The organism is Streptomyces sp. NPDC030245 (assembly GCF_055572995.1).
The window spans coordinates 1-22,823 of sequence record NZ_JBVICF010000011.1; the positions used below are offsets into that span (position 1 = coordinate 1).

The following is a 22,823-nucleotide window of genomic DNA, read 5'->3' on the forward strand; positions in this document are numbered from 1 at the left end:
AAGGGCGACAACGTCTTCTTCGTCGCCACCGGCATCACCGACGGCGAACTGCTCCAGGGCGTCCGCTACCGCTCGGCCACCGCCTCCACCTCGTCACTGGTCATGCGCTCCAAGTCGGGCACCATCCGCAAGATCGACTCCGACCACCGCCTCTCCAAGCTGCGCGCGTACAGCGCCATCGACTTCGACCGGGCGAAGTAGCCCGGAGCGTAGACGTAGCCACGTCGAAGGGGGCGTCCCGTGCGGGGGACGCCCCCTTCGGCGTAGCTGCGCAGATGTCGGGGGCTACCCCGCCGCGGCGATGCCCGTCGCGTGTGCCGCCTTCTGGAGTTCGAGGTCGCGCCTGCGCCGGCGGGCCAGGACCACCCGGCGCTCGGCGGCGGTGAGGCCGCCCCACACGCCGTACGGCTCGGGCTGGAGCAGGGCGTGCTCGCGGCATTCGACCATCACCGGACAGCGGGCGCAGACACGCTTGGCCGCCTCCTCACGGGAGAGCCGCGCCGCGGTCGGCTCCTTGGACGGGGCGAAGAACAGTCCCGCCTCGTCGCGCCGGCACACGGCCTCGGTGTGCCATGGAGCGTCATCGTCCCGATCTCGCACGGGCACCCTTCCCCGAGCACTCGACTCCGCTCGTACAGGGGATACCCCATCGCCCGGAACGGCGGCGACCTGCAGAGACTGACGCGACGGTTGCAGCACGGGTCTACTCCTGACGACGGCTTCGCGAGCGAGAGACGATGCAGCAAGCTCTACCCGCTGTGTGCGCGCCTATGCACTGAGTTCCGATGTCCGGAAGGACGGCCTCCCCGCGCCTGTCCCGTGCGCCGTCAGTGCCCGAGGTGCTTGCGCAGGCGCCGGTGCAGGTCGCGGACGAACTTGCCGCGCCTGGGCCGCGCCTCGATGCTGCCGAGGACCGCGAAGCCGTCCACGTAGACGACGGGGGCGTCCTGGTCCGGGGAGTCCAGCGTGTCCACCTCGAAGCTGCCGAGGACGCCGGTGCCGGTGCCGCGCAGCGACACGTTCTCCGGGACGCGGACCTCGACCGAACCGAAGATCGCGACGGCCTTGATGACCACCTGGCGCTGCTCGAAGATCGCCTCGCTCAGGTCCATCTCGACGCTGCCGAAGATCGCGTACGCGTGCGTGCGGCGCGCCACCCGCCAGCGGCCCCTGCGCACGGAGCCGCTGAGCACCGCGACGAGGTTCTCGTCCGCGACCGGCGGGACGACTCCGGGGGACGGCCTGGACGGCGCGGGCTCCGGCGCCCGCCCCCGGGCTGCCGCCTGCTCGTGACCCGCGGGCAGGTCCCTGATCAGCGGCTCCAGCTCGGCCGTGGTCTTGGCGCGGTAGACCCCGTCGATCCGCTCCGAGTGCTCCTCGGCGGTCAGGCGGCCCTCGGCCAGGGCGTCGCGGAGGATGTCCGCCGTGCGGTCCCGGTCGGCGTCGGATGCGCGGAGCACTGGAGGCTGTTGCTGCTTCTGGAGGTCCACGGAAGCAGCGTACCCAGACGCGATAGATCGCGACCAGACCTGTATCGCGACTATCGCCTCCATGTGTGCCGCTTCTCTACTGAGCCTTACCTCACAGGAACGGTCCGCCGGGCGCGTTCTACGCTGGTTGGCGCGTCGCCAATGGAGGCCGCGCCGCTGTCTGCCGAGTGAGGAATGGCCGTAATGCCAGAGTTTGAGTACTCCGATCTGCTCCCGCTGGGAGAGGACACCACCCCGTACCGGCTGGTGACCTCCGAGGGTGTCTCCACCTTCGAGGCCGACGGGCGTACGTTCCTCAAGGTCGAGCCGGAGGCGCTGCGCAAGCTCGCCGCCGAGGCGATCCACGACATCCAGCACTACCTGCGGCCCGCGCACCTGGCCCAGCTGCGGCGCATCGTCGACGACCCCGAGGCGTCGTCCAACGACAAGTTCGTGGCGCTGGACCTGCTCAAGAACGCGAACATCGCCGCCGCGGGCGTGCTCCCCATGTGCCAGGACACCGGCACCGCCATCGTCATGGGCAAGCGCGGCCAGAACGTCCTCACCGAAGGTGAGGACGAGAAGGCGCTCTCCAAGGGCATCTACGACGCGTACACGAAGCTGAACCTGCGCTACTCGCAGATGGCCCCGCTCACCATGTGGGAGGAGAAGAACACCGGCTCCAACCTCCCGGCGCAGATCGAGCTGTACGCGACGGACGGCGGCGCCTACAAGTTCCTCTTCATGGCCAAGGGCGGCGGCTCGGCCAACAAGTCGTTCCTCTACCAGGAGACGAAGGCCGTCCTGAACGAGGCCTCCATGATGAAGTTCCTGGAGGAGAAGATCCGCTCGCTCGGCACGGCCGCCTGCCCGCCGTACCACCTCGCGATCGTCGTCGGCGGCACCAGCGCCGAGTTCGCCCTGAAGACCGCGAAGTACGCCTCCGCGCACTACCTGGACGAGCTGCCCGCCGAGGGCTCCCCCACCGGGCACGGCTTCCGGGACAAGGAGCTGGAGGAGAAGGTCTTCGAGCTGACGCAGAAGATCGGCATCGGCGCGCAGTTCGGCGGCAAGTACTTCTGCCACGACGTCCGCGTGGTGCGTCTGCCGCGCCACGGCGCCTCGCTGCCCGTCGCGATCGCCGTCTCCTGCTCGGCCGACCGCCAGGCCACCGCGAAGATCACCGCCGAGGGCGTCTTCCTGGAGCAGCTGGAGACGGACCCGGCGCGCTTCCTGCCGGAGACCACGGACGAGCACCTCGATGAGGCTGCCGACGTCGTCAAGATCGACCTCAACCAGCCCATGGACGCGATCCTCGCCGAGCTCACCAAGCACCCGGTGAAGACCCGCCTCTCGCTGACCGGACCGCTGGTCGTGGCCCGCGACATCGCGCACGCCAAGATCAAGGAGCGGCTCGACGCGGGCGAGGAGATGCCGCAGTACCTGAAGGACCACCCGGTGTACTACGCCGGTCCCGCGAAGACCCCCGAGGGTTACGCGTCCGGCTCGTTCGGCCCGACCACCGCCGGGCGCATGGACTCCTACGTGGAGCAGTTCCAGGCCGCGGGCGGCTCCAAGGTGATGCTCGCCAAGGGCAACCGCTCCAAGCAGGTCACCGACGCCTGTGACGCGCACGGCGGCTTCTACCTCGGCTCGATCGGCGGCCCGGCCGCGCGCCTCGCGCAGGACTGCATCAAGAAGGTCGAGGTCGTCGAGTACGAGGAGCTCGGCATGGAGGCGGTCTGGAAGATCGAGGTCGAGGACTTCCCGGCCTTCATCGTCGTCGACGACAAGGGCAACGACTTCTTCCAGAACCCGGCCCCCGAGCCGACGTTCACGCACATTCCGGTGCGCGGGCCCGGCCTGGTCTGATTTCTTCCCGCGGGTGCGCTGTGGCTGGGCGCGCAGTTCCCCGCGCCCCTTCGGGACGCGGGGACAGGCCCTAGGCGAACCGCTGGTTCGCCGCTCCCGTGCACTTCTGGAGCCGCACCGGCTCCTTGGCCCCCGCGAGGGTCAGACAGAGCCCGGTGTCGGCGGCGGGCCGCACCGTGCCGGCCTCCCGGACGAACTTCTGGTTGCCGCCGCCGTGGCAGTTCCACAGCGTCACGGCGGTGCCTTCCCTGTACGAGCCGTCGGGCACGTCCAGGCAGCGGTCCTGGGTCAGTCCGGTGTGCAGGGAGCCGCGCGCGCCGTCGTACCACCACAGCTGGTTGCGGTTGCCGGTGCACTCCCAGCCCTGGACCTTGGTGCCGTTGCGGCTCTTCGAGGCGTCGACGTCGACGCAGCTGCCGGTCGCCTCGTTCTTCAGGGGCTTGAACGCGTCGTCCCACGCCGTCTCGTACAGCTTCGGGCTGCCCGCGCTCGCCGGGTCCGCGCAGCTGGCCTCACGTGCACGGGAGTTGTGGATCTGGGTGAGGCAGGACGCGAAGGCGGCGTGGCCGCGGGCGTTGGGGTGGAAGGACTGGCGTACCGAGTTGGAGTCCGGCGGGAACGGGTTGGACAGGTCCGCGTAGAGACCGCGCGCCCAGGTGTCCTCCATGCAGACCTCGTGGCCGTGGAAGAGGCGCGAGTTGTCGAGGTAGGTCGCGCCCGCGTTCCGCGCGGCCCTGCGCATGCCGGTCTCGAAGGCGGGCACCGCGGTGTTGCGGCCCCACTCGGTGTCGGAGTCGTAGCCGAGGCCGCCGCAGGCGAGCTTGCCCGGGAAGTTCGGGTTGTCGCGGAAGTCCGGTCCGATCGGGCTCGGGTAGCCCATGGCGACGAGTTTGTAGTCGCCCTCCTGGTAGCCCGCGTCCTTCATGACGGTCTTCAGGTCGCGGATGGACTGCTCGACCTTGGGGACGAGGGCGTCGACGCGCGCCTGCCAGCCGTCGTTGTACTTGCCCGCGCACGGGCCCTGGCTGAGGAGGTAGCGGGTGACGCAGTCCGTCATCACGGGGGCGAACTGGAGGTCGTCGTTGGCGCCGATGACGAGCAGGATCGTCTTGATCTTCGTGTTGCGCGCCTTGATGGCGAGGCTGTCGCTCTGCACCAGCTCGTCGGCGTACTGCTTCTGACCGCCGATCCTGATGTTGACGGTCTGCGCGCCCGAGCAGGCGACGTTGTACGTGACGTCGGCGGGGATGCCGGTGCGGTGGATCGCGGCGTCCGGCGAGCGGTGGCACCAGTTGTCGGGGCCGTCCGTGCCCGGTTCGTAGGTGCCGACGCCCTCGCCGGATATCTCGCTGTCGCCGAGCGATATCAGGCCGGTCTTGCGGTCGGCCATGGGGCGCTCGGCCGGGCTGCCGTACAGCTTGGTGGCCTCCGCCGCCCTGATCTTCTCCAGCTCGGGCGGGAGCGGGGTGGCGGCGGCCGCCCGCGCGTCGCTCCCGTCCGCCGCCTGCGCGGGCACGGCCGCCGCCGTGCCGAGCATCGCCGTCATCGCGACCGCCGCCGCGAACGAACCTCGCAGGCGCCTGCGGCCGCTGTTTCGGCCACTGCGTCTGATGCGCTCCATTGCGCCTCCCCGGTGTGGTGTTACCCAGGGTTTTTACTGGTGGGTAGCAGGCTTGGGAATACCTGGAACAAGACAAGTGCTCAACTTTTCACGGGGTTTGAGCGGAGAGGTAGGTTCAGGGCATGACCAGCGACGCCAGCGACGACCGCACCGGCGAGTACCGGACCGAGCACGACTCCATGGGTGAGGTGCGGGTCCCCGCGCACGCCAAGTGGCGTGCCCAGACCCAGCGCGCGGTGGAGAACTTCCCCATCTCCGGGCAGGTCCTTGAACGCGCCCACATCGCCGCCCTCGCACGGATCAAGGCGGCCGCCGCCAAGGTCAACGCGGAGCTCGGGGTGCTCGACAAGGACATCGCGGAAGCGATCGCGGACGCGGCGGCCGAGGTCGCCGAAGGACGCTGGGACGACCACTTCCCCGTCGACGTCTTCCAGACCGGCTCCGGCACGTCGTCCAACATGAACACCAACGAGGTCATCGCCACCCTCGCGACCGAGCGCCTCGGCCGCGACGTGCACCCCAACGACCACGTCAACGCCTCGCAGTCCTCGAACGACGTCTTCCCGTCCTCGATCCACATCGCGGCGACGGGCGCGGTCAGCAACGACCTGATCCCCGCGCTCGAACACCTCGCCGCCGCGCTGGAGCGCAAGGCCGAGGAGTTCGCGGACGTCGTGAAGTCCGGGCGCACGCACCTCATGGACGCGACACCCGTCACGCTCGGCCAGGAGTTCGGCGGCTACGCGGCGCAGATGCGGTACGGCGTCGAGCGGCTGCGCGCCTCGCTCCCCCGGCTCGCGGAGCTCCCCCTCGGCGGCACGGCCGTGGGCACCGGCATCAACACGCCGCCCGGCTTCTCCGCAGCCGTCATCGCCGAGGTCGCGCGGGCCACGGGGCTGCCGCTCACCGAGGCGCGCGACCACTTCGAGGCGCAGGGCGCGCGTGACGGCATCGTCGAGACCAGCGGGCAGCTGCGGACCATCGGCGTCGGCCTGACGAAGATCGCGAACGATCTGCGGTGGATGGCGTCCGGGCCGCGCACCGGCCTCGCCGAGATCAATCTGCCGGACCTTCAGCCCGGTTCGTCGATCATGCCCGGCAAGGTGAACCCGGTCGTCCCGGAGGCCGCGCTGATGGTCGCCGCGCAGGTCACCGGCAACGACGCGACGGTCGCGGCGGCGGGCGCGGCGGGCAACTTCGAGCTGAACGTCATGCTGCCGGTCATCGCCAAGAACGTCCTGGAGTCGATCCGGCTGCTCGCCAACGTCTCCCGGCTGCTCGCCGACCGGACCGTCGACGGGATCACCGCCAACCGCGAGCGGGCGCGCGAGTACGCCGAGTCGTCACCGTCCGTCGTGACGCCGCTGAACAAGTACATCGGGTACGAGGAGGCGGCGAAGGTCGCGAAGCGTTCCTTGGCTGAGCGGAAGACGATTCGTGAGGTCGTCCTGGAGGCCGGGTATGTCGACCGGGGTGCCCTCTCCCTTGAGCAGCTGGATGAGGCGCTGGACGTGCTCCGCATGACGCATCCCTGACCAGCGCCCCACGCGCCGCGCCCGGCACCGTGGGCTGTGCCCACCCGTGCCGCCCTGCGGCACATTTGCCCACAGCGGGAACGGAGGCGGCGTCTAGTATCTGTGCATGACAGACCTCGACGGGAAGACGACGGCCGGTGGCGGGGTGGTGCGGTGGGCGCCCGGGGACCACATCCTGTGGCGGTACCGGGAGAACTCCGGTCACCGGGTGCACATCTGCCGGCCCGTCACCGTCGTCAGGGACACCGACGAGCTGCTCGCCGTGTGGATGGCGCCCGGCACCGAATGCGTGAAGCCGGTGATCGCCGACGGGACGCCCCTGCACCGCGAGCCGCTCGCCACCCGCTACACCAAGCCGCGCGCCGTCCGCAGGGACCGCTGGTTCGGCACCGGCGTCCTCAAGCTCGCGCGGCCCGGCGACCCGTGGTCGGTCTGGCTCTTCTGGGACCCGGGATGGCGGTTCAAGAACTGGTACGTGAACCTGGAGGAGCCCCGCGCCCGGTGGGCCGGCGGCGTCGACTCCGAGGATCACTTTCTGGACATCTCCGTGCGCCCGGACCGCAGCTGGCGCTGGCACGACGAGGACGAGTTCGCCGAGGCCCGCAGGGTGGGCCTGATGGACGCGGACAAGGCCGCTGACGTACGCGCCGCCGGCCGGGCCGCGCTCGACGTGATCGCCGACTGGGGGGCGCCGTTTTCGGACGGCTGGCAGCACTGGCGTCCCGATCCGTCCTGGGTCGTACCGCCCCTTCCGGATGACTGGGACCGTACGCCCGCGCACGTCTCGTCGTGAGACTCTTGATGCGCCCCCGCGGTTCAAACGTAGGATCGTCCTCCGCAAGGGCGCACAACAGCAACTCCGTGGGTCTGCGCGGTGCCTGACAGGACGTCATCGAGGGGCGGCAGAACGTGAGCGAGGACCGCAGAGGTCAGGCCGAGGCCTTTGACGCCATCGGGCAGCAGTACGACAGGGCCTTCCCCCACAAGGAGGGCCAGCTGGCCGCGGGCCGCCGGCTCGCGACGGCGCTCCCGCCCGGCTCCCGCGTCCTGGACGTGGGCTGCGGCACCGGTCTGCCGACCGCCCGCCAGCTGGCCGAATCCGGCCACTCGGTGCTCGGCACGGACATCTCGGCGGGCATGCTGGACCTGGCGGGAAAGAACGTCCCGGCGGCCGAGTTCCGGCAACTCGACATCGCCGACCTGCGGGCCGAAGGGCCGGGCGGAGTCGGCCGGTTCCACGGCGTCGCGTGCTTCTTCGCCCTCCTGATGCTGCCGCGCGCCGAGATCCCCGAGGCGCTGCGGCTGCTGCACGGGCTGCTGCTGCCGGGGGGCCTGATGGAGCTGTCCATGGTCGAGGCCGACCTGGACGACGCGGCGATTCCGTTCCTGGGGCACACAATCCGGGTATCGGGTTACCTGCGGGACGAACTGCGGCAGGTCGTGCGGGACGCGGGCTTCGAGATCACCGGCGAGGACACGTATTCGTACGCCCCCGCGAGCACCGACGTACCACCCGAGCACCAGATCTTTCTGCACTGCCGACGCGGCTGAGCAACGTGCAACGCTGGACGGCGCGCACGCCCGCGCAGCCCCGGACGGACGGATTCGAAACGCGTGACGGAGCACCTCACCCCCCACGAGGGTCGCAAGGCACCAGCTGCCCGGCCGACCGCCCCCGCGGATCCCCGCGGGGCGCTGCTGCGTTCCCCCGAACCCCCGGGCGACGGGCCCGCGGGCGCCCCCGTGCCGCCGTCCGGTGAGCACTCCCAGCCCTCGGCCGCCGAACCCGACCCGCACCGGCCGCGCCCCGCCCCCGAGGGCGGTGTGCCGACGCAGCCGGGACACGCGCCGGCCGCACCGGTCGGCCCGCCGGACGGTGCGGAGCGGCGCTCCGGGCAGCCGAGGCCCGCGGGGTCCGGCCCGGTGGCGATGCGGCGCGACGGCGACCGGCTGCGGTTCGTGGGCGCCGCGACCCGGCGCATCGCACGCGGCATCGACCTCGACGAGATCGTGATGGGGCTGTGCCGGGCGACGGTGCCGACGTTCTCCGACGCGATCCTCGTCTATCTGCGCGACCCGCTGCCCGTCGGCGACGAGCGGCCCACGGGTCCGCTGGTCCTGCGCCTGCGCCGCTCCGACCGGCTGCGCTCCATCGAGGAGGGCGCCGAGGACCCGGACACCGAGAGCGGCGGCACGACGCTGCCCGCGCTCCAGGTCGTCCAGTCCGACATCACCGACGTGATGGGCAGCGCCGAGCTGTGCGAGGTGCGGCCGGGCGGCGCGCTCGCCGAGGTGCTGCGCGGTGTGCGCCCGGTCTTCGCGGACTCGGCGGCGGCCCGCGCCGCGCTGCCCGAACTGCTCGGCGAGGGGCGCACCCTGCCGGGCGGTCAGCGGGGCATCCTCGCGCCGCTGCGGGGCCGCCGCCGGGTGATCGGCGCGGCCGTGTTCCTGCGCCGCCCGGACCGTCCCGCGTTCGAGGCGGACGACCTGCTCGTCGCCGCCCAGCTGGCCACCCACAGCGCGCTCGGCATCGACAAGGCCGTCCTGTACGGCCGCGAGGCGTACATCGCCGACGAGTTGCAGCGCACCATGCTCCCCGAGACGCTGCCGCGCCCGACCGGCGTGCGGCTCGCCTCGCGCTACCTCCCGGCCGCCGAGACCGCCCGGGTCGGCGGCGACTGGTACGACGCGATCCCGCTGCCCGGCAGCCGTGTCGCGCTGGTCGTGGGCGACGTGATGGGGCACTCCATGACGTCGGCCGCCATCATGGGCCAGCTGCGGACGACCGCGCAGACCCTCGCCGGGCTCGACCTGCCGCCCCAGGAGGTCCTGCACCACCTGGACGAGCAGGCGCAGCGGCTCGGCTCCGACCGCATGGCGACCTGCCTCTACGCGGTGTACGACCCGGTCTCGCACCGCATCACCATCGCCAACGCCGGGCATCCGCCGCCCGTCCTGCTGCACCTGGGCGGCCGCGCCGAGGTGCTCCGGGTGCCGCCGGGCGCCCCCATCGGCGTGGGCGGCGTCGACTTCGAGGCCGTGGAGCTGGACGCCCCCGCGGGCGCGACCCTGCTCCTGTACACGGACGGGCTCGTCGAGTCCCGGCTGCGCGACGTGTGGACCGGCATAGAGCAGCTGCGCGAACGACTCGCGGCCACCGCCCAGCTGACGGGCCCGGACCATCCGCCGCCGCTTGAGGCGCTCTGCGACGAGGTGCTCGACATGCTCGGTCCGGGCGACCGGGACGACGACATCGCGCTGCTCGCCGCCCGCTTCGACGGGATCGCGCCGAGTGACGTGGCGTACTGGTTCCTCGAACCGGAGAACGCGACGCCGTCCCGCGCCCGCCGCCTGGCGCGCAGCGCCCTGGTGCGCTGGGGCCTGGAGGAGCTGACCGACTCGGTGGAGCTGCTGGTCAGCGAGGTCGTGACGAACGCCGTGCGGTACGCGTCGCGGCCGATCACGCTGCGGCTGCTCCGCACCGACGTGCTGCGCTGCGAGGTCGGCGACGACGTGCCGCAGCTGCCCCGGCTGCGGCAGGCGCGCGCCACGGACGAGGGCGGCCGCGGCCTGTACCTGGTCAACAAGATGGCGCGGCGCTGGGGCGCCACGCGGCTGAGCACCGGCAAGGTGGTCTGGTTCGAGCTGAACCGGAGCTGAGCACCCGCCCGCGTATACGTCAGGCGCCCCGGACCGTGTCGGTCCGGGGCGCCTCTCGTGTACGCGGGTGTCCGCGGGTCAGTCCCTGCCGGGCCTGCCGTCCTCCGGATCCTCGGGGATCGTGATGGAGCTCGACGGGTCCGGCTCGTCGGTCGGCGGCTCGATCGTCGGGCTCGACGTCGACGGCGAGGTCGGCGGCGTGGACGGCGGCTTGGAGGACGGGGTCTGCGACGGCGACTTCGACGCCGTCGGGTCCTTCTCCGGCTTCGACGGGGTGCTCGACGGCTTCTCCGGCGGCTCCGACGTCGGGTCCGGGGGCGGTGCGATGGCCGCTCCCATGTCCGTGTCGAGGTCGAACGAGCTGGGCGAACCCATCGCGTCGAAGGTGTACGCCGCCCAGATCTGGGCGGGGAAGCTGCCGCCGTCGATGCGCGTCCGGCCACCGGCGCCCCTCATCGACACCTGCTGGCCCTTCTCCTTGGTGTCGGGCGCGCCCTCGCCGAAGAGGCCCACGGAGGTGACCAGCTTCGGCGTGTACCCGGTGAACCAGGCCGACTTGTTGTCGTCGGAGGTACCGGTCTTGCCGGCCACGTCCTGCACGGGGTGGCGCACCGCGCTGCCCGTGCCGTCGTCGACCACGCCGGTCAGGACCGAGGTGACCGAGTCGGCGGTGCCGCGCTTGACGACCTGCTCCCCGATCGGGTCCGGCAGGTCGACCGCGCGGTCCTTGTGCTCGACGGAGCCGACCAGGGCCGGGGTGACCTTCTTGCCGTGGTTGTCGAGGGTGGCGTAGACGCCGGCCATCTCCAGCGGGCTCGCGCCCATCGAGCCGAGGGTCTGGGCGGGCACGGCGGGCAGGCCCTTGACGTCCATGCCGAGCCTGCCCGCCGTCTCCATGACCTTGGGCATGCCCACGTCCACGCCCATCTGCGCGAAGACGGAGTTGACGGACTTGTTCATCGCCTTCTGGACGGTGACGGGGCCGTAGCTGACGCCGTCCTCGTTGGGCGGTGCGAAGGCGACCTCGCTGCCCTTGACGGGCCGCTTGCTGGTGCCGTCGTAGACGGTGCCGGCCGTGATCGGCTTGCCGTCCTGCGTCGTCGCGCCTTCCTCCAGGGCCGCGGCGAGGATCAGCGGCTTGAAGGTGGAGGCGGACTGGTAGTCGCGGCGGGTGGCGTTGTTCGTGTAGTGCTTCACGTAGTCCTCGCCGCCGTACAGGGCGAGGACCTTGCCGTTCCTGGGGTCGACGGACGCGGCGCCCGCCTGGACCCGCGCGTCCGCCTTGTTCTTTTTGCGGTCGAGCCGGTCGTTCAGCTTCTTGTCGACCGCCTTTTCGAGCTGCTTCTGCTTCTTGGGGTCGATGTTGAGCGTGATGGTGTAGCCGCCGGCCTCGAACTCGGCCTCGCTGAGGTCGCTGTTGCGCAGGACCTCGCGCTTGGCCTCGTCGACGAGGTAGCCGATCTGTCCCTCGCGGCCGGGCAGGGCCTTGGGGTCGTCCGGCTTGGGGAACTTCAGACCGGCGCGCTCGCCGGAGTCCAGCCAGTCCTCTTCGACCATGTTGTCGAGGACGTAGTTCCAGCGGGCCTTGACGAGCTTCTTGCCGGTCGGCGTCGCGGCCTGCCAGTCGTACTGGCTGGGGGCCTGGAGCAGGGCGGCGAGGTAGGCGCCCTGCTCGACGTTCAGCTTCTTGGCGTCGACGCCGTAGTAGGCCTGGGCGGCGGCCTGGATGCCGTAGGCGCCGCGGCCGTAGTAGCTGGTGTTGATGTAGCCCGCGAGGATGTCGTCCTTGCTCTTCTCGCGGTCCACCTTCAGCGAGATGACCAGTTCCTTCAGCTTGCGGCTGACCGTCTGGTCCTGCGTGAGGTAGTAGTTCTTCACGTACTGCTGGGTGATCGTCGAGCCACCCTGCTTGCCCTTGCCGGTCAGCGTGTTGAGGACGCCGCGTGCCGTGCCCTTGAAGTCGACGCCCTGGTCTTTGTAGAAGGACTTGTTCTCGGCGGCGACGAAGGTCTTCTGGACCTTCTCGGGCACCTTGTCCAGGTCGACGATCTCGCGGTTGACCTTGCCGTCCCTCGCCAGGATCGTGCCGTCGCTGTACTTGTAGACGTTGCTCTGCCTCTTCGCCGCGGCATTGCCCTCGGGGATGTCGATCACCAGGTAGAGCACGACGAAGGCGCCCATGCCGAGCAGGACGAACCCGAAGAACGTCCCCAGGATCTTCTTCCAGGTGAAGAAGCGGCGTATGCCGGTGCGCTTGGGCTTGCCCCCGCCGGACGGGCGCCCGCGCGCTGCCCTGCGGGCACCGCGCTGCCGCGCTTGTCGTTCTTCGGCTCGGCCCATGACTGAGAGTGCTCCGCTTCCGTCTAGTCAACATGCGTACGTCGAGTCAGCTCATGAAGCTAACACCGCACCCTGGGACAAACTCCTGCCGATCCGGTCTTTTGCGGACGTGACAATGAGCACCTGCCCCTAAGGAACCGACGTTCGCGGGCCCCCGATGGTTGCCCCAGGCCTCGCACAAACGCTCTCTACACAGGGCGTATACACCGCACGTATACACACGGTGTACAGTGCTCGGCATGTCCATTGGCCACACCCTTCTGGGACTCCTGGAGTCCGGCCCCCGGCACGGCTACGACCTCAAGCGCGCCTTCGACGAGAAGTTCGGGCACGACAAGCCCCTGCACTACGGGCAGGTCTACTCGACCATGTCCCGCCTCCTGAAGAACGGTCTCGTCGAGGTCGACGGGATAGAGGCGGGCGGCGGCCCCGAGCGCAAGCGGTACGCGATCACCGAAGCCGGCATCACCGATGTCCAGCAGTGGCTCGCCACCCCGGAGAAGCCGGAGCCCTACCTCCAGTCGACCCTCTACACCAAGGTCGTCCTCGCGCTCCTCACCGACCGCGACGCCGCCGAACTCCTCGATGTGCAGCGCGCGGAGCACCTGCGCCTGATGCGCATCCTCACCGACCGCAAGCGCAAGGGCGACCTCGCCGACCAGCTGATCTGCGACCACGCGCTGTTCCACCTCGAAGCCGATCTGCGGTGGCTCGAACTGACCGCCGCACGGCTCGGCAAGCTCGCCCTGGAGGTGCGCTCCGCATGACCCCCGCAGGTTCCCTTCTCGTGGCCCAAGGACTGTGCAAGTCGTACGGCCCCACCACCGCGCTCGACGGCGCGGCCTTCTCCATCCACCCCGGTGAGGTCGTCGCCGTCATGGGTCCCTCCGGCTCCGGAAAGTCGACCCTGCTGCACTGCCTCGCCGGGATCGTCCGTCCCGACGAGGGCTCCATCACGTACAACGGGCGCTCCCTGACCGGCCTCTCGGACGCCGAGCTGAGCGCGCTGCGCCGCAGCGAGTTCGGGTTCGTCTTCCAGTTCGGCCAGCTCGTCCCCGAGCTCACCTGCGTCGAGAACGTCGCGCTCCCGCTGCGCCTGAACGGCGCGAAGCGCAAGGAGGCCGAGGCCACCGCCCGTACCTGGATGGAGCGCCTGGAGGTCGACGACGTCACCGCCAAGCGGCCGGGCGAGGTCTCCGGCGGCCAGGGCCAGCGCGTCGCCGTCGCCCGCGCCCTCGCCACGAGCCCGCGCGTGATCTTCGCCGACGAGCCGACCGGCGCCCTCGACTCCCTCAACGGCGAGCGCGTCATGGAGCTCCTGACCGACGCGGCCCGCTCCACCAACGCGGCCGTCGTCCTCGTCACCCACGAGACCCGCGTCGCCGCCTACTCCGACCGCGAGATCATCGTGCGCGACGGCCGCTCCCGCGACATGGAGCGGATCGTATGAGTGCCTGGACCCGCGACCTCGCCATGGGCATACGGTTCGCCGCGGGCGGTGGCCGCGAGGGCTGGATCCGTACGATCCTGACCGCCGTCGGCGTCGGCCTCGGCGTCGCCCTGCTGCTCGGCGCGGCCTCCGTGCCGAACATGCTCCAGAACCGCGACGACCGGTCGGTCGCCCGCACGCCGGCCACGGCGACGGACGGCAAGCCGCCGAAGGCGGACGACACGACGATCTTGGTGCGCGACACCGGCACCGAGTTCCACGGGCGCACCCTGACCGGCAGGTTCCTGAAGGCGGACGGCGACCACCCGGTGCTGCCGCCGGGGCTCGACAAGATACCCGCCCCCGGCGAGATGGTCGTCTCGCCCGCGCTGCGCGACCTGCTCGACGACCCGGCGAACACGCTGCTCAAGGAGCGCTTCGGTAAGTACCGCCAGGCCGGGACCATCGGCGAGGCGGGCCTCATGTCCCCTCTTGAGCTCTACTACTACGTGGGCGCCGACCCCCTGACCTCCGCGCACGGCGCCCATCGCGTCGCACGCTTCGGCCAGGACGACTCGCTGCCCCTCGACCCGTTCCTGATGGCGCTCGTCGTGCTGATCTGCGTCGTGCTGCTCACCCCCGTGGCGATCTTCATCGGCACAGCGGTCCGGTTCGGCGGCGACCGGCGCGACCGGCGGCTCGCCGCGCTGCGGCTCGTCGGCGCGAGCGCCCGCTCGGTGCGCAGGATCGCCGCGGGCGAGGCGCTGTTCGGGGCGCTGCTCGGGCTCGTCGCGGGCGCCGTGCTCTTCCTGCTCCTGCGCGAACTGGTGGGCGTGGTCGACCTGACGAACGTCAGCGCGTACCCGTCCGACATGGTGCCCGCGCCCGCCCTGGTGGCGCTGGTCGCGGTGGCGGTGCCGGTGTCGGCGGTCCTGGTGACGCTGATCTCGCTGCGCTCGGTCGCCATCGAGCCGCTCGGCGTGGTCAGGGGCGGCAAGCAGCGCAAGCGCCGCCTGTGGTGGCGGATCGTCGTGCCGGCCGCCGGCATCGCCATCCTGCTCCTCTCCGGCCGCATCGACGCCGACATGGGCAACGAAGCCGTCAACGTGACCGCCATCGCGGTGGGTTCCGCGCTCGCCCTGATCGGGCTCAGCGCGCTGCTTCCCTGGCTCGTCGAGGCGGTCGTGGGACGGCTGCGCGGCGGTCCCGTGCCGTGGCAGCTCGCCGTCCGCAGGCTCCAGTTGACGTCGGGCACGGCGTCCCGCGCGGTCAGCGGGATCACCGTCGCGGTGGCGGGCGCGGTGGCGCTCCAGATGATGTTCGCGTCCATGCACGACGAGTTCAACCAGGTCACCGGGCAGGACCCCACGCGCGCGCAGCTGACGGTCCGCAGCATGACCGGCAGCGGCCCGCTCGCCCAGCGCATGATCGACGACTTCGCCGGGACCGAGGGCGTCACGAAGGTCATCGGGACCGTCCAGGCGTACGTCACGCGGCCCGGCGGCAAGAACGCCGACGGCATGACGCCGACCACGGAACTGACCATCGGCACCTGCGCGACCCTCCGCGAGCTCGCGGAGCTCCGCTCCTGCAAGGACGGCGACACCTTCGTCTCGCACACGGGCAGCCGGGAGCAGAACGACTGGGTGGACACGACGGCACGCCCCGGCAAGCCGGTCAACGTCGGCCCGGACCCCGACTTCAACAAGGGCGCCAAGCCGGTCCTGTGGACGCTGCCGAAGGACACACCCACGGTCCAGGCCAGGCGCAACCCGTCCGGCACCAAGTTCGACGGCATCTTCGCCACGCCCGGCGCGGTCGACATCAAGATGCTGGACGACGCGAGTACGAACTCCTGGGTCAAGCTCGACCCGAACACGCCGGACGCCGACGAACACGTACGCAACGCGGCGGCCCGCATCAGCCCGTTCCTCGGCGTCGACTCGCTGAAGGCGGTGGACCGCGACAAGCAGTACGCGTCGATCGCGCGCGGTCTCCAGATCGGCGCGAGCGTCACGATGGCGCTGATCGCCGCGTCGATGCTGGTGTCGATGATCGAGCAACTCCGCGAGCGCAAGCGCCTGCTGGCCGCCCTCACCGCGTTCGGCACGCGCCGCTCGTCGATGGCGTGGTCACTGCTGTGGCAGACGGCGCTCCCGGTCGCGCTCGGCCTGGCCCTGGCGATCGCCGGCGGCCTCGGCCTCGGCGTGGTCATGACCCGCATGATCGGCAAGAGCGTCACGGACTGGTGGTCGTTCGTCCCCCTGACGGGCGCGGGAGCGGCAATGGTGGCAGTGGTAACACTGCTGAGCCTCCCACCACTACGCAGAATGATGCGCCCGGACGGCTTGAGGACGGAGTAGGTCCCCGAGCGCCCCTGGGCCCCGCAGGGGCCGTCCAGGGGCGCGGGGAACTGCGCGAGCAACCCCCACCGGGCCTGCGGTTTCACACAACCCGCACAGGCAACGGCCGCACCGCCTCCTTCAAGGCAGAGGCCAACTCCTCATACTCGCCGGCCCGCGCAGCCCCCGTACGCATGGCAAGCGCAATCCGCCGAGTAGGAGCGGGGTCGGCGAAATACCCGGTCAGCAGCTGATTGCTGCGGGTCGTCTCGACCCGCACAGCCGTCCGCGGCAACAACGTCACTCCCAACCCACCCGCGACCAACTGAACCAGCGTGGAGAGCCCCGCCGCCGTCGTCGTGACGGGCGCATCCGCTCGGCCCGCCTCACGGCAGATGTCGAGCGCCTGGTCCCGCAGACAGTGCCCCTCGTCCAGGAGCAGCAGGTTCAGCTCCTTCAGCGCCTCGCGCGGGATCCCCTCACGGCCGCCCAGCCAGTGGTCGAGGGGGGTGACGAGCACGAAGTCCTCGTCGAAGAGCGGCAGTTCGGTGACGCCCTGCATGCCGAGCGGGACGGCGAGGAGCAGCAGGTCGAGCCGGCCCGCGGTGAGCCCTTCGAGGAGCGAGGAGGTCTGCTCCTCGTGCACCTGGAGGTCGAGGTCCGGATACTTCTCGTGGACCAGCCCGATCACGGTCGGCAGCAGATAGGGCGCCACGGTCGGGATCACGCCGAGCCGCAGCGCGCCCGTGAACGGCGCCTTCACCGCGTCGGCCTCCTCCATGAGCGCCTCGACCTCGCCGAGGACGGCCTTGACCCGCAGGGAGAGCCGCTCGCCGGCGGGTGAGAGCAGCACCTTGCGCGTGGTCCGCTCCAGGAGCTGGACACCCAGTGCCTCCTCCAGCGCGGCCACGGCCCCGGAGAGCGCGGGCTGGCTCATTCCGATCGCCGCGGCGGCATCGCGGAAGTGCAGATGCTCGGCCACGGCGGCGAAGGCGCGGAGCTGCGCCAGGCTGGGCTGTCTGCCACTGGGTTGCTTGCCCCTATTTATGGCTCGCACTGATAACCACCTCCGATCAACACGACCCACTCTAGCTATTTCCCTAATCAATGCACCCTGTGCCACCATCGACATCAGTCCAACCCCACAGGAAAGTCCTCAAAAGGGACTCTCTCGCGCAAGGAGTACGTGTGCTCACTGTCGGTGACAAGTTCCCCGAGTTCGACCTGACCGCCTGTGTCTCCCTGGAGGCCGGCAAGGAGTTCGAGCAGATCAACCACAAGACCTACGAAGGCAAGTGGAAGATCGTCTTCGCGTGGCCCAAGGACTTCACCTTCGTGTGCCCGACCGAGATCGCGGCCTTCGGCAAGCTGAACGACGAGTTCGCCGACCGTGACGCCCAGATCCTCGGCTTCTCCGGCGACTCCGAGTTCGTGCACCACGCCTGGCGCAAGGACCACCCGGACCTGACGGACCTGCCCTTCCCGATGCTGGCCGACTCGAAGCACGAGCTCATGCGTGACCTCGGCATCGAGGGCGAGGACGGCTTCGCCCAGCGCGCCGTCTTCATCGTCGACCAGAACAACGAGATCCAGTTCACGATGGTGACCGCCGGTTCCGTGGGCCGTAACCCCAAGGAGGTCCTCCGGGTCCTCGACGCCCTCCAGACCGACGAGCTCTGCCCGTGCAACTGGAGCAAGGGCGACGAGACCCTCGACCCGGTCGCGCTGCTCTCCGGCGAGTGAACGGAAGCTGACTGACATGGCACTCGACGAACTGAAGTCCGCCGTCCCGGACTACGCCAAGGACCTGAAGCTGAACCTCGGCTCGGTCATCGGCAACAGCGACCTGCCGCAGCAGCAGCTGTGGGGCACCGTGCTGGCCTGCGCCATCGCGTCCCGCTCCCCGAAGGTGCTGCGCGAGCTGGAGCCCGAGGCGAAGGCGAACCTCTCCCCCGAGGCGTACACGGCCGCCAAGTCGGCCGCCGCCATCATGGCGATGAACAACGTCTTCTACCGCACGCGTCACCTGCTCTCCGACCCGGAGTACGGGACGATGCGCGCCGGCCTGCGGATGAACGTCATCGGCAACCCGGGGGTCGAGAAGGTCGACTTCGAGCTGTGGTCCCTCGCGGTCTCCGCGATCAACGGCTGCGGCCAGTGCCTGGACTCGCACGAGCAGGTCCTGCGCAAGGCCGGTGTCGACCGCGAGACCATCCAGGAAGCCTTCAAGATCGCCGCGGTCATCCAGGCCGTGGGCGTGACGCTGGACTCCGAGGCGCACCTCGCGTAACCACATACGGAAGCGGGGCCCAGAACCACTGGTTCTGGGCCCCGCTTCCGTATGTACGGGTCACTGCGTCGGTGGCTCCGCCGCGGCGGCGTCCGTCGCCGTCGCCCCCCGCGGCTGCGGCGCCTTCTTGAGGGCCGCCTCGCGGGAATACGCCCGCAGATATCCGACGACCGTGTTCGTGACGGCCACCAGCGGCACCGCCACGACCGCCCCGCCGATCCCGGCGACCATGCCGCCCGCGGCGACCGAGAGGATCACGGCCAGCGGGTGCACCCGCACCGCGCGGCCGAGGATGAACGGCTGGAGGATGTGCCCCTCGATCTGCTGCACGGCGAGGACCACCGCCAGCGCCATCACGGCCGTGAACACGCCCTGCGTGACCAGCGCGACGACCACCGCGAGGGCGCCGGAGACCACGGCGCCGACCAGCGGCACGAACGAGGACAGGAAGATGATGACGGCGAGCGGCACCGCCATCGGCACCCCGAGGAAGTAGATGCCGATGCCGATGAAGATGGCGTCGATCATGGCGACTATCACCGTGCCGCGCACATAGGCGGTGAGTGTGCGCCAGGCCCGCGGTCCAGCGCCCGCGATGCCGGGCCGCGCCTGGGCGGGCACCAGCTTCAGGAACCACTGCCAGATGCGCTTGCCGTCGTAGAGCAGGAAGAGCGTCGAGAACATCGCGAGCAGGATGCCGGTCAGCGTCTCGACGATGACCGTGACGCCTTCGAGCCCCGCGGAGGTGAGCTCCTCCGTGTTGGCGCCGACCGCGTCGCGCAGGCTCGTGGCGATGTCGTTGATCTGGTCCTCGGTCACGTGGAAGGGGCTGTTCAGCAGCCACTTGCGCAGGTCCTCGATGCCGTCCTGGACCTGCCGCGACAGTTCGTCGGCGTTCTCCATGACCTGCCAGACCACGAACCAGCCGACCAGGCCCATGATGACGAAGCCGAGGATCGCGGTGACCGCGGTCGCGAGACCGCGCGGCAGGCCGAGGTTCCTCAGCCGGGCCACCGTGGGCTGTAGCAGCGCGGTGATCAGCAGGGCCGCCACGAAGGCGAGCACCACCAGCTGCACCGCGCTGATGACCTTCATCAGGACCCAGAGCGTGCCCGCGAGGACGAGGAGGCGCCAGCCGGCCTCGGCCGCGACCCGCATCCCCCACGGCACGGCCGCAGCGGGGTCGGGTCTCGCCGACACGGCCGGCGCGTAATCGGGCGGCGGGGGCACGTGCTCCTGCTCGTGCTCGCCGGTGACGCCGTCCCCCGGCTCATCGGTCTCGGGGTCGGTGTCCCGGCCTGCGTGCTTCTCACGCCGCTCGTTCAACCGCTCGCCCACCCCGCTCAGCCCGGCGCCGAGCCGGTCGAACCATCCTGGCACTCGCGACATGATCCGTCCTCTTCCCCCGTCTCTCCCCACCACTCCCCCCTGGAGTCGTCCGCACCGACCGTACACGGGAGAAACCCCCCACCGTAGGACGGTGAGGGGTCTCCAGGGGTTGAGCGCGGTACGGCCGTGGTGCGCGGCCTAGTACCAGTTGTGGGCCTGCCAGAAGTTCCACGCGCCGCACGGGCTTCCGTAGCGGTCGTTCATGTAGTTCAGGCCCCACTTGATCTGCGTGGCCGGGTTGGTCCGCCAGTCGGCGCCCGCCGAGGACATCTTGGAGGCGGGCAGCGCCTGGACGAGGCCGTAGGCACCGGACGAGGCGTTGGTCGCCTTGTAGTTCCACGTGGACTCGTGGTTGACGATGTTGCTGAAGCACTGGAACTGGTCCCCGGGGACCATCTGCCGTGCCATCGCCTGGACCTGAGCGACCGTGTAAGAGCTCTGGGGCGCGAAGCTGGCGGCGTCGCGGGTGGAGGAGCGGCTGGCCTTGGTCTCGGCCTTGTCCTCGCGCTCCTTCTTGGCGGCGGCCTTCTTGGCGGCCTCCGCCTTCTCCGCGGCCTGCTGCTTCTCGATCGCCGATGCGGCGGCCTGCTTGCGGGCCTCCTCCGCGGCGGTCTTCTTCGCGGCGGTGTCGGCGGCCATGGCCTGCGCGTCGGCCTGCTGCGTCAGGGACGCGGTCTGGACCTGGGCCTGCTGACCCGCGGGTATGTCTGCGAGGAGCGTCGCGTCGCTGGCCGCTGCCTCGATGTCGTTCGGGTTCGAGGACTGGGTGTCGCCCGAGGCGACACCCACGACAGCGCCGACGGTGGTGACCGCGGTGGCAGAAGCCACGGCGAATCCCCGGACCGAAATCCGGCTCACACGGTTTCCTTCCAGCATCGCCCGCATAGGTGACCTCGCGGACGCAATCGTGCCCCTGGCACTGGCCTCCGCTTGCGATCGGTCACGGGAGGCACGGACCCGGTGGACAACTCCCGTGCGGGGAGCGCCGCGTGGTGCTCGGGCGGCATGCGACGGTCACTATGAAGTTCTGTTGTTTCGTACCGCTGGGGGTACACGTGTGTCGCATGCGGGGCCTGACAGGACCCAGACTCTGCCCCAGCCGGACACCGCTAGGCAATTCTCCGTTGCGTGGGAAAGCTCACACCCCGTTTGCCCCACGAGTTTTACGGAAACACGGGCACGCGAAGACGCCGCCCGGCTAGGCTCGCTCGCTTCGCCGGACGGCGCCAACCACCGTGCAATACGCGTCAGATGTGGCCGTCCTCCAGCATTTCGGTCACCAGCGCCGCGATCTGCGAACGCTCCGAGCGCGTGAGCGTGACGTGCGCGAAGAGCGGATGACCCTTCAGTTTCTCGACGACGGCGACCACTCCGTCGTACCGCCCCACGCGGAGGTTGTCGCGCTGGGCCACGTCATGGGTCAGTACGACGCGGGAGTTCGCCCCGATCCGGGACAACACGGTCAGCAGGACGTTCCGCTCCAGGGACTGGGCCTCGTCCACGATCACGAACGCGTCGTGCAGGGAGCGGCCGCGGATGTGGGTGAGCGGCAGCACTTCGAGCATCCCGCGCGCCGTGACCTCCTCGATGACCTCCTTGCCCGCCACCGAGCCGAGCGTGTCGAAGACCGCCTGCGCCCACGGGCCCATCTTCTCGGCCTCGGTGCCCGGCAGATAGCCAAGCTCCTGCCCGCCCACCGCGTACAACGGCCGGAAGACCATCACCTTCTGATGCTGCCTGCGCTCCAGGACGGCCTCCAGGCCCGCGCAGAGCGCGAGCGCCGACTTGCCGGTGCCCGCGCGGCCGCCCATCGAGACGATGCCCACGGCCGGGTCGAGGAGCAGGTCGAGCGCGACCCGCTGCTCGGCGCTCCTGCCCTTGATGCCGAACGCCTCACGGTCGCCGCGGACGAGCCGGACGTTGCCCTCGGCCGTGACGCGCCCGAGGGCCTTGCCCTTCTCCGACTGGATGGTGAGGCCCGTGTGGACGGGCAGGTCGGCCGCCTCCGGGACGTACAGCTGGTCCTCCTCGAAGAGGAGGTCCACCTGCTCTCCGGAGAGGGTCAGTTCGGACATGCCGGTCCAGCCGGAGTCCGTGATGGCGAGCTCGGCGCGGTACTCCTCGGCGAGCAGCCCCACCGACGAGGCCTTGATCCGGAGCGGGAGGTCCTTGGAGACGACGGTGACGTCGTACCCCTCGGCCTGGAGGTTGCGTGCTACGGCGAGAATCCGAGAGTCGTTGTCCCCCAACCGGTAGCCGGCCGGGAGCACGCCGGGATCGGAGTGGTTGAGCTCGACGCGCAGCGAGCCGCCCAGGTCCCCGATCGGGATCGGGGCGTCCAGGCGGCCGTGCCGGATACGGAAGTCGTCCAGCAGGCGCAGCGCCTGCCGGGCGAAGTAGCCGAGCTCCGGATGGTGCCGCTTGGCCTCCAGCTCCGTCACCACGACGACGGGCAGCACGACTTCGTGCTCGTCGAAGCGGGTCAGGGCGTTCGGGTCGGCCAGCAGGACGCTGGTGTCGAGAACATAGGTGCGCCTGTCGGGCATGCGGCGCTTTGTGCTGGTCACCACGGAAGGACGTACCCCCTCGGATGAGGTCGGGGAGCGACGGGAGGGTTCTGGACCGGGCACGGGCCACGATGCGTGGGCCGAGCGCCGGCCCTCCACGTCGCCCGTGTTCCGCACACGGTCGTCCTGGTGCAAAGGGCCTCCCGGGCGGACGGCCCGATGCCGTCCGCTGAGATACGACGTCCCTTTCGGATACTGCACGGACGTCGACCTGGAAGGCTTATTCCCTCGAACAAGCGCAGCCATGCCAGGGCATATGACGACGCGTTGGTTAACTCCCGGTTACCCCGACCTCAGAGGGGTGGAGGG

The 22,823-nt window shown here is 70.3% G+C and carries 19 protein-coding genes; 11 read left to right on the top strand and 8 right to left on the bottom strand.

Annotated features, from left to right (window positions below):
• A partial coding sequence (locus tag ACZ4Z4_RS27125) for a fructose-bisphosphatase class II (RefSeq protein WP_468332568.1) occupies positions 1-201 on the top strand: 201 nt, incomplete at its 5' end.
• An 84-nt stretch (positions 202-285) separates the two neighbouring features.
• Here the strand turns inward: ACZ4Z4_RS27125 and ACZ4Z4_RS27130 are convergent.
• Together ACZ4Z4_RS27130 and ACZ4Z4_RS27135 are read right to left on the bottom strand one after the other, a co-directional pair.
• Positions 286-699 carry a WhiB family transcriptional regulator gene (locus ACZ4Z4_RS27130; RefSeq protein WP_468332571.1) on the bottom strand — a complete coding sequence of 138 codons (414 nt, stop codon included), beginning with the start codon at positions 697-699 and terminating at the stop codon, positions 286-288.
• A 128-nt stretch (positions 700-827) separates the two neighbouring features.
• Complete coding sequence (locus ACZ4Z4_RS27135; RefSeq protein ID WP_468332575.1) at positions 828-1,490, bottom strand: DUF1707 SHOCT-like domain-containing protein; 663 nt, start codon at positions 1,488-1,490, stop codon at positions 828-830.
• Positions 1,491-1,673: 183 nt separating this feature from the next.
• On the opposite strand from ACZ4Z4_RS27135, the gene ACZ4Z4_RS27140 reads away from it, so the two are divergent.
• Positions 1,674-3,341: a fumarate hydratase gene (locus ACZ4Z4_RS27140; RefSeq protein ID WP_468332578.1), complete on the top strand. Its 1,668-nt coding sequence runs from the start codon at positions 1,674-1,676 to the stop codon at positions 3,339-3,341.
• Positions 3,342-3,411: 70 nt separating this feature from the next.
• Here ACZ4Z4_RS27140 and ACZ4Z4_RS27145 read toward each other — a convergent pair whose 3' ends face one another.
• Entirely contained in the window at positions 3,412-4,962 is a 1,551-nt protein-coding gene (locus tag ACZ4Z4_RS27145) for a ricin-type beta-trefoil lectin domain protein (RefSeq protein ID WP_468332581.1), read from the bottom strand.
• Positions 4,963-5,084: 122 nt separating this feature from the next.
• Here ACZ4Z4_RS27145 and ACZ4Z4_RS27150 point away from each other — a divergent pair, with 122 nt between their 5' ends.
• The 4 genes from ACZ4Z4_RS27150 to ACZ4Z4_RS27165 all read left to right on the top strand — a co-directional run bounded on the left by ACZ4Z4_RS27150 (position 5,085) and on the right by ACZ4Z4_RS27165 (position 10,157).
• The gene (locus tag ACZ4Z4_RS27150; protein ID WP_468332584.1) at positions 5,085-6,497 is read left to right on the top strand and encodes a class II fumarate hydratase; all 1,413 of its coding nucleotides are present in this window, start codon (positions 5,085-5,087) and stop codon (positions 6,495-6,497) included.
• A 106-nt stretch (positions 6,498-6,603) separates the two neighbouring features.
• A complete protein-coding gene (gene fomD / locus ACZ4Z4_RS27155; RefSeq protein WP_468332587.1) occupies positions 6,604-7,290 on the top strand; it encodes a cytidylyl-2-hydroxypropylphosphonate hydrolase in 687 nt (228 codons plus the stop codon).
• A 116-nt stretch (positions 7,291-7,406) separates the two neighbouring features.
• Positions 7,407-8,048 (top strand): class I SAM-dependent methyltransferase, encoded by a 642-nt coding sequence (locus tag ACZ4Z4_RS27160; protein ID WP_468332590.1) that lies wholly within the window; start codon positions 7,407-7,409, stop codon positions 8,046-8,048.
• A 63-nt stretch (positions 8,049-8,111) separates the two neighbouring features.
• Complete coding sequence (locus tag ACZ4Z4_RS27165) at positions 8,112-10,157, top strand: ATP-binding SpoIIE family protein phosphatase (protein ID WP_468332593.1); 2,046 nt, start codon at positions 8,112-8,114, stop codon at positions 10,155-10,157.
• Between the two features lie 78 nt (positions 10,158-10,235).
• Here ACZ4Z4_RS27165 and ACZ4Z4_RS27170 read toward each other — a convergent pair whose 3' ends face one another.
• Complete coding sequence (locus tag ACZ4Z4_RS27170; protein ID WP_468332596.1) at positions 10,236-12,497, bottom strand: transglycosylase domain-containing protein; 2,262 nt, start codon at positions 12,495-12,497, stop codon at positions 10,236-10,238.
• 239 nt (positions 12,498-12,736) lie between these two features.
• Here ACZ4Z4_RS27170 and ACZ4Z4_RS27175 point away from each other — a divergent pair, with 239 nt between their 5' ends.
• Genes ACZ4Z4_RS27175 through ACZ4Z4_RS27185 form a run of 3 tightly spaced genes read left to right on the top strand, consistent with a single transcriptional unit; the run spans position 12,737 to position 16,289 of the window.
• The gene (locus tag ACZ4Z4_RS27175) at positions 12,737-13,264 is read left to right on the top strand and encodes a PadR family transcriptional regulator (protein ID WP_468332600.1); all 528 of its coding nucleotides are present in this window, start codon (positions 12,737-12,739) and stop codon (positions 13,262-13,264) included.
• Positions 13,261-13,947 (top strand): ABC transporter ATP-binding protein, encoded by a 687-nt coding sequence (locus ACZ4Z4_RS27180; protein WP_468332603.1) that lies wholly within the window; start codon positions 13,261-13,263, stop codon positions 13,945-13,947. Before ACZ4Z4_RS27175 ends, ACZ4Z4_RS27180 begins: the two co-directional genes overlap by 4 nt.
• Positions 13,944-16,289, top strand: a complete 2,346-nt coding sequence (locus ACZ4Z4_RS27185) for an FtsX-like permease family protein (RefSeq protein ID WP_468332606.1) — start codon at positions 13,944-13,946, stop codon at positions 16,287-16,289. The genes ACZ4Z4_RS27180 and ACZ4Z4_RS27185 overlap by 4 nt, the downstream gene beginning before the upstream one ends.
• A gap of 82 nt (positions 16,290-16,371) precedes the next feature.
• Here ACZ4Z4_RS27185 and ACZ4Z4_RS27190 read toward each other — a convergent pair whose 3' ends face one another.
• Entirely contained in the window at positions 16,372-17,316 is a 945-nt protein-coding gene (locus tag ACZ4Z4_RS27190; protein ID WP_468333474.1) for a LysR substrate-binding domain-containing protein, read from the bottom strand.
• A 140-nt stretch (positions 17,317-17,456) separates the two neighbouring features.
• Here ACZ4Z4_RS27190 and ACZ4Z4_RS27195 point away from each other — a divergent pair, with 140 nt between their 5' ends.
• Both ACZ4Z4_RS27195 and ACZ4Z4_RS27200 read left to right on the top strand, forming a co-directional pair.
• Positions 17,457-18,011, top strand: coding sequence for a peroxiredoxin (locus tag ACZ4Z4_RS27195; RefSeq protein WP_384547246.1), 555 nt, complete (start codon positions 17,457-17,459; stop codon positions 18,009-18,011).
• A 16-nt stretch (positions 18,012-18,027) separates the two neighbouring features.
• Positions 18,028-18,558 (top strand): alkyl hydroperoxide reductase, encoded by a 531-nt coding sequence (locus ACZ4Z4_RS27200; protein ID WP_468332609.1) that lies wholly within the window; start codon positions 18,028-18,030, stop codon positions 18,556-18,558.
• 60 nt (positions 18,559-18,618) lie between these two features.
• On the opposite strand, the gene ACZ4Z4_RS27205 is transcribed toward ACZ4Z4_RS27200, so the two are convergent.
• The 3 genes from ACZ4Z4_RS27205 to ACZ4Z4_RS27215 form a co-directional block, all read right to left on the bottom strand.
• Positions 18,619-19,947 carry an AI-2E family transporter gene (locus ACZ4Z4_RS27205; protein WP_468332612.1) on the bottom strand — a complete coding sequence of 443 codons (1,329 nt, stop codon included), beginning with the start codon at positions 19,945-19,947 and terminating at the stop codon, positions 18,619-18,621.
• Between the two features lie 138 nt (positions 19,948-20,085).
• Positions 20,086-20,805 (bottom strand): aggregation-promoting factor C-terminal-like domain-containing protein, encoded by a 720-nt coding sequence (locus ACZ4Z4_RS27210; protein ID WP_468332615.1) that lies wholly within the window; start codon positions 20,803-20,805, stop codon positions 20,086-20,088.
• Positions 20,806-21,194: 389 nt separating this feature from the next.
• A complete protein-coding gene (locus tag ACZ4Z4_RS27215; protein WP_468332619.1) occupies positions 21,195-22,517 on the bottom strand; it encodes a PhoH family protein in 1,323 nt (440 codons plus the stop codon).
• Positions 22,518-22,823 lie beyond the last annotated feature (306 nt).

Coding starts and splice junctions, on each gene's coding strand:
- ACZ4Z4_RS27140 (WP_468332578.1), top strand. CDS start 1,674: ATGCCAGAGTTTGAGTACTCCGATCTGCTCCCGCTGGGAGAGGACACC.
- ACZ4Z4_RS27145 (WP_468332581.1), bottom strand. CDS start 4,962: ATGGAGCGCATCAGACGCAGTGGCCGAAACAGCGGCCGCAGGCGCCTG.
- ACZ4Z4_RS27150 (WP_468332584.1), top strand. CDS start 5,085: ATGACCAGCGACGCCAGCGACGACCGCACCGGCGAGTACCGGACCGAG.
- fomD (WP_468332587.1), top strand. CDS start 6,604: ATGACAGACCTCGACGGGAAGACGACGGCCGGTGGCGGGGTGGTGCGG.
- ACZ4Z4_RS27170 (WP_468332596.1), bottom strand. CDS start 12,497: ATGGGCCGAGCCGAAGAACGACAAGCGCGGCAGCGCGGTGCCCGCAGG.
- ACZ4Z4_RS27175 (WP_468332600.1), top strand. CDS start 12,737: ATGTCCATTGGCCACACCCTTCTGGGACTCCTGGAGTCCGGCCCCCGG.
- ACZ4Z4_RS27180 (WP_468332603.1), top strand. CDS start 13,261: ATGACCCCCGCAGGTTCCCTTCTCGTGGCCCAAGGACTGTGCAAGTCG.
- ACZ4Z4_RS27185 (WP_468332606.1), top strand. CDS start 13,944: ATGAGTGCCTGGACCCGCGACCTCGCCATGGGCATACGGTTCGCCGCG.
- ACZ4Z4_RS27200 (WP_468332609.1), top strand. CDS start 18,028: ATGGCACTCGACGAACTGAAGTCCGCCGTCCCGGACTACGCCAAGGAC.
- ACZ4Z4_RS27205 (WP_468332612.1), bottom strand. CDS start 19,947: ATGTCGCGAGTGCCAGGATGGTTCGACCGGCTCGGCGCCGGGCTGAGC.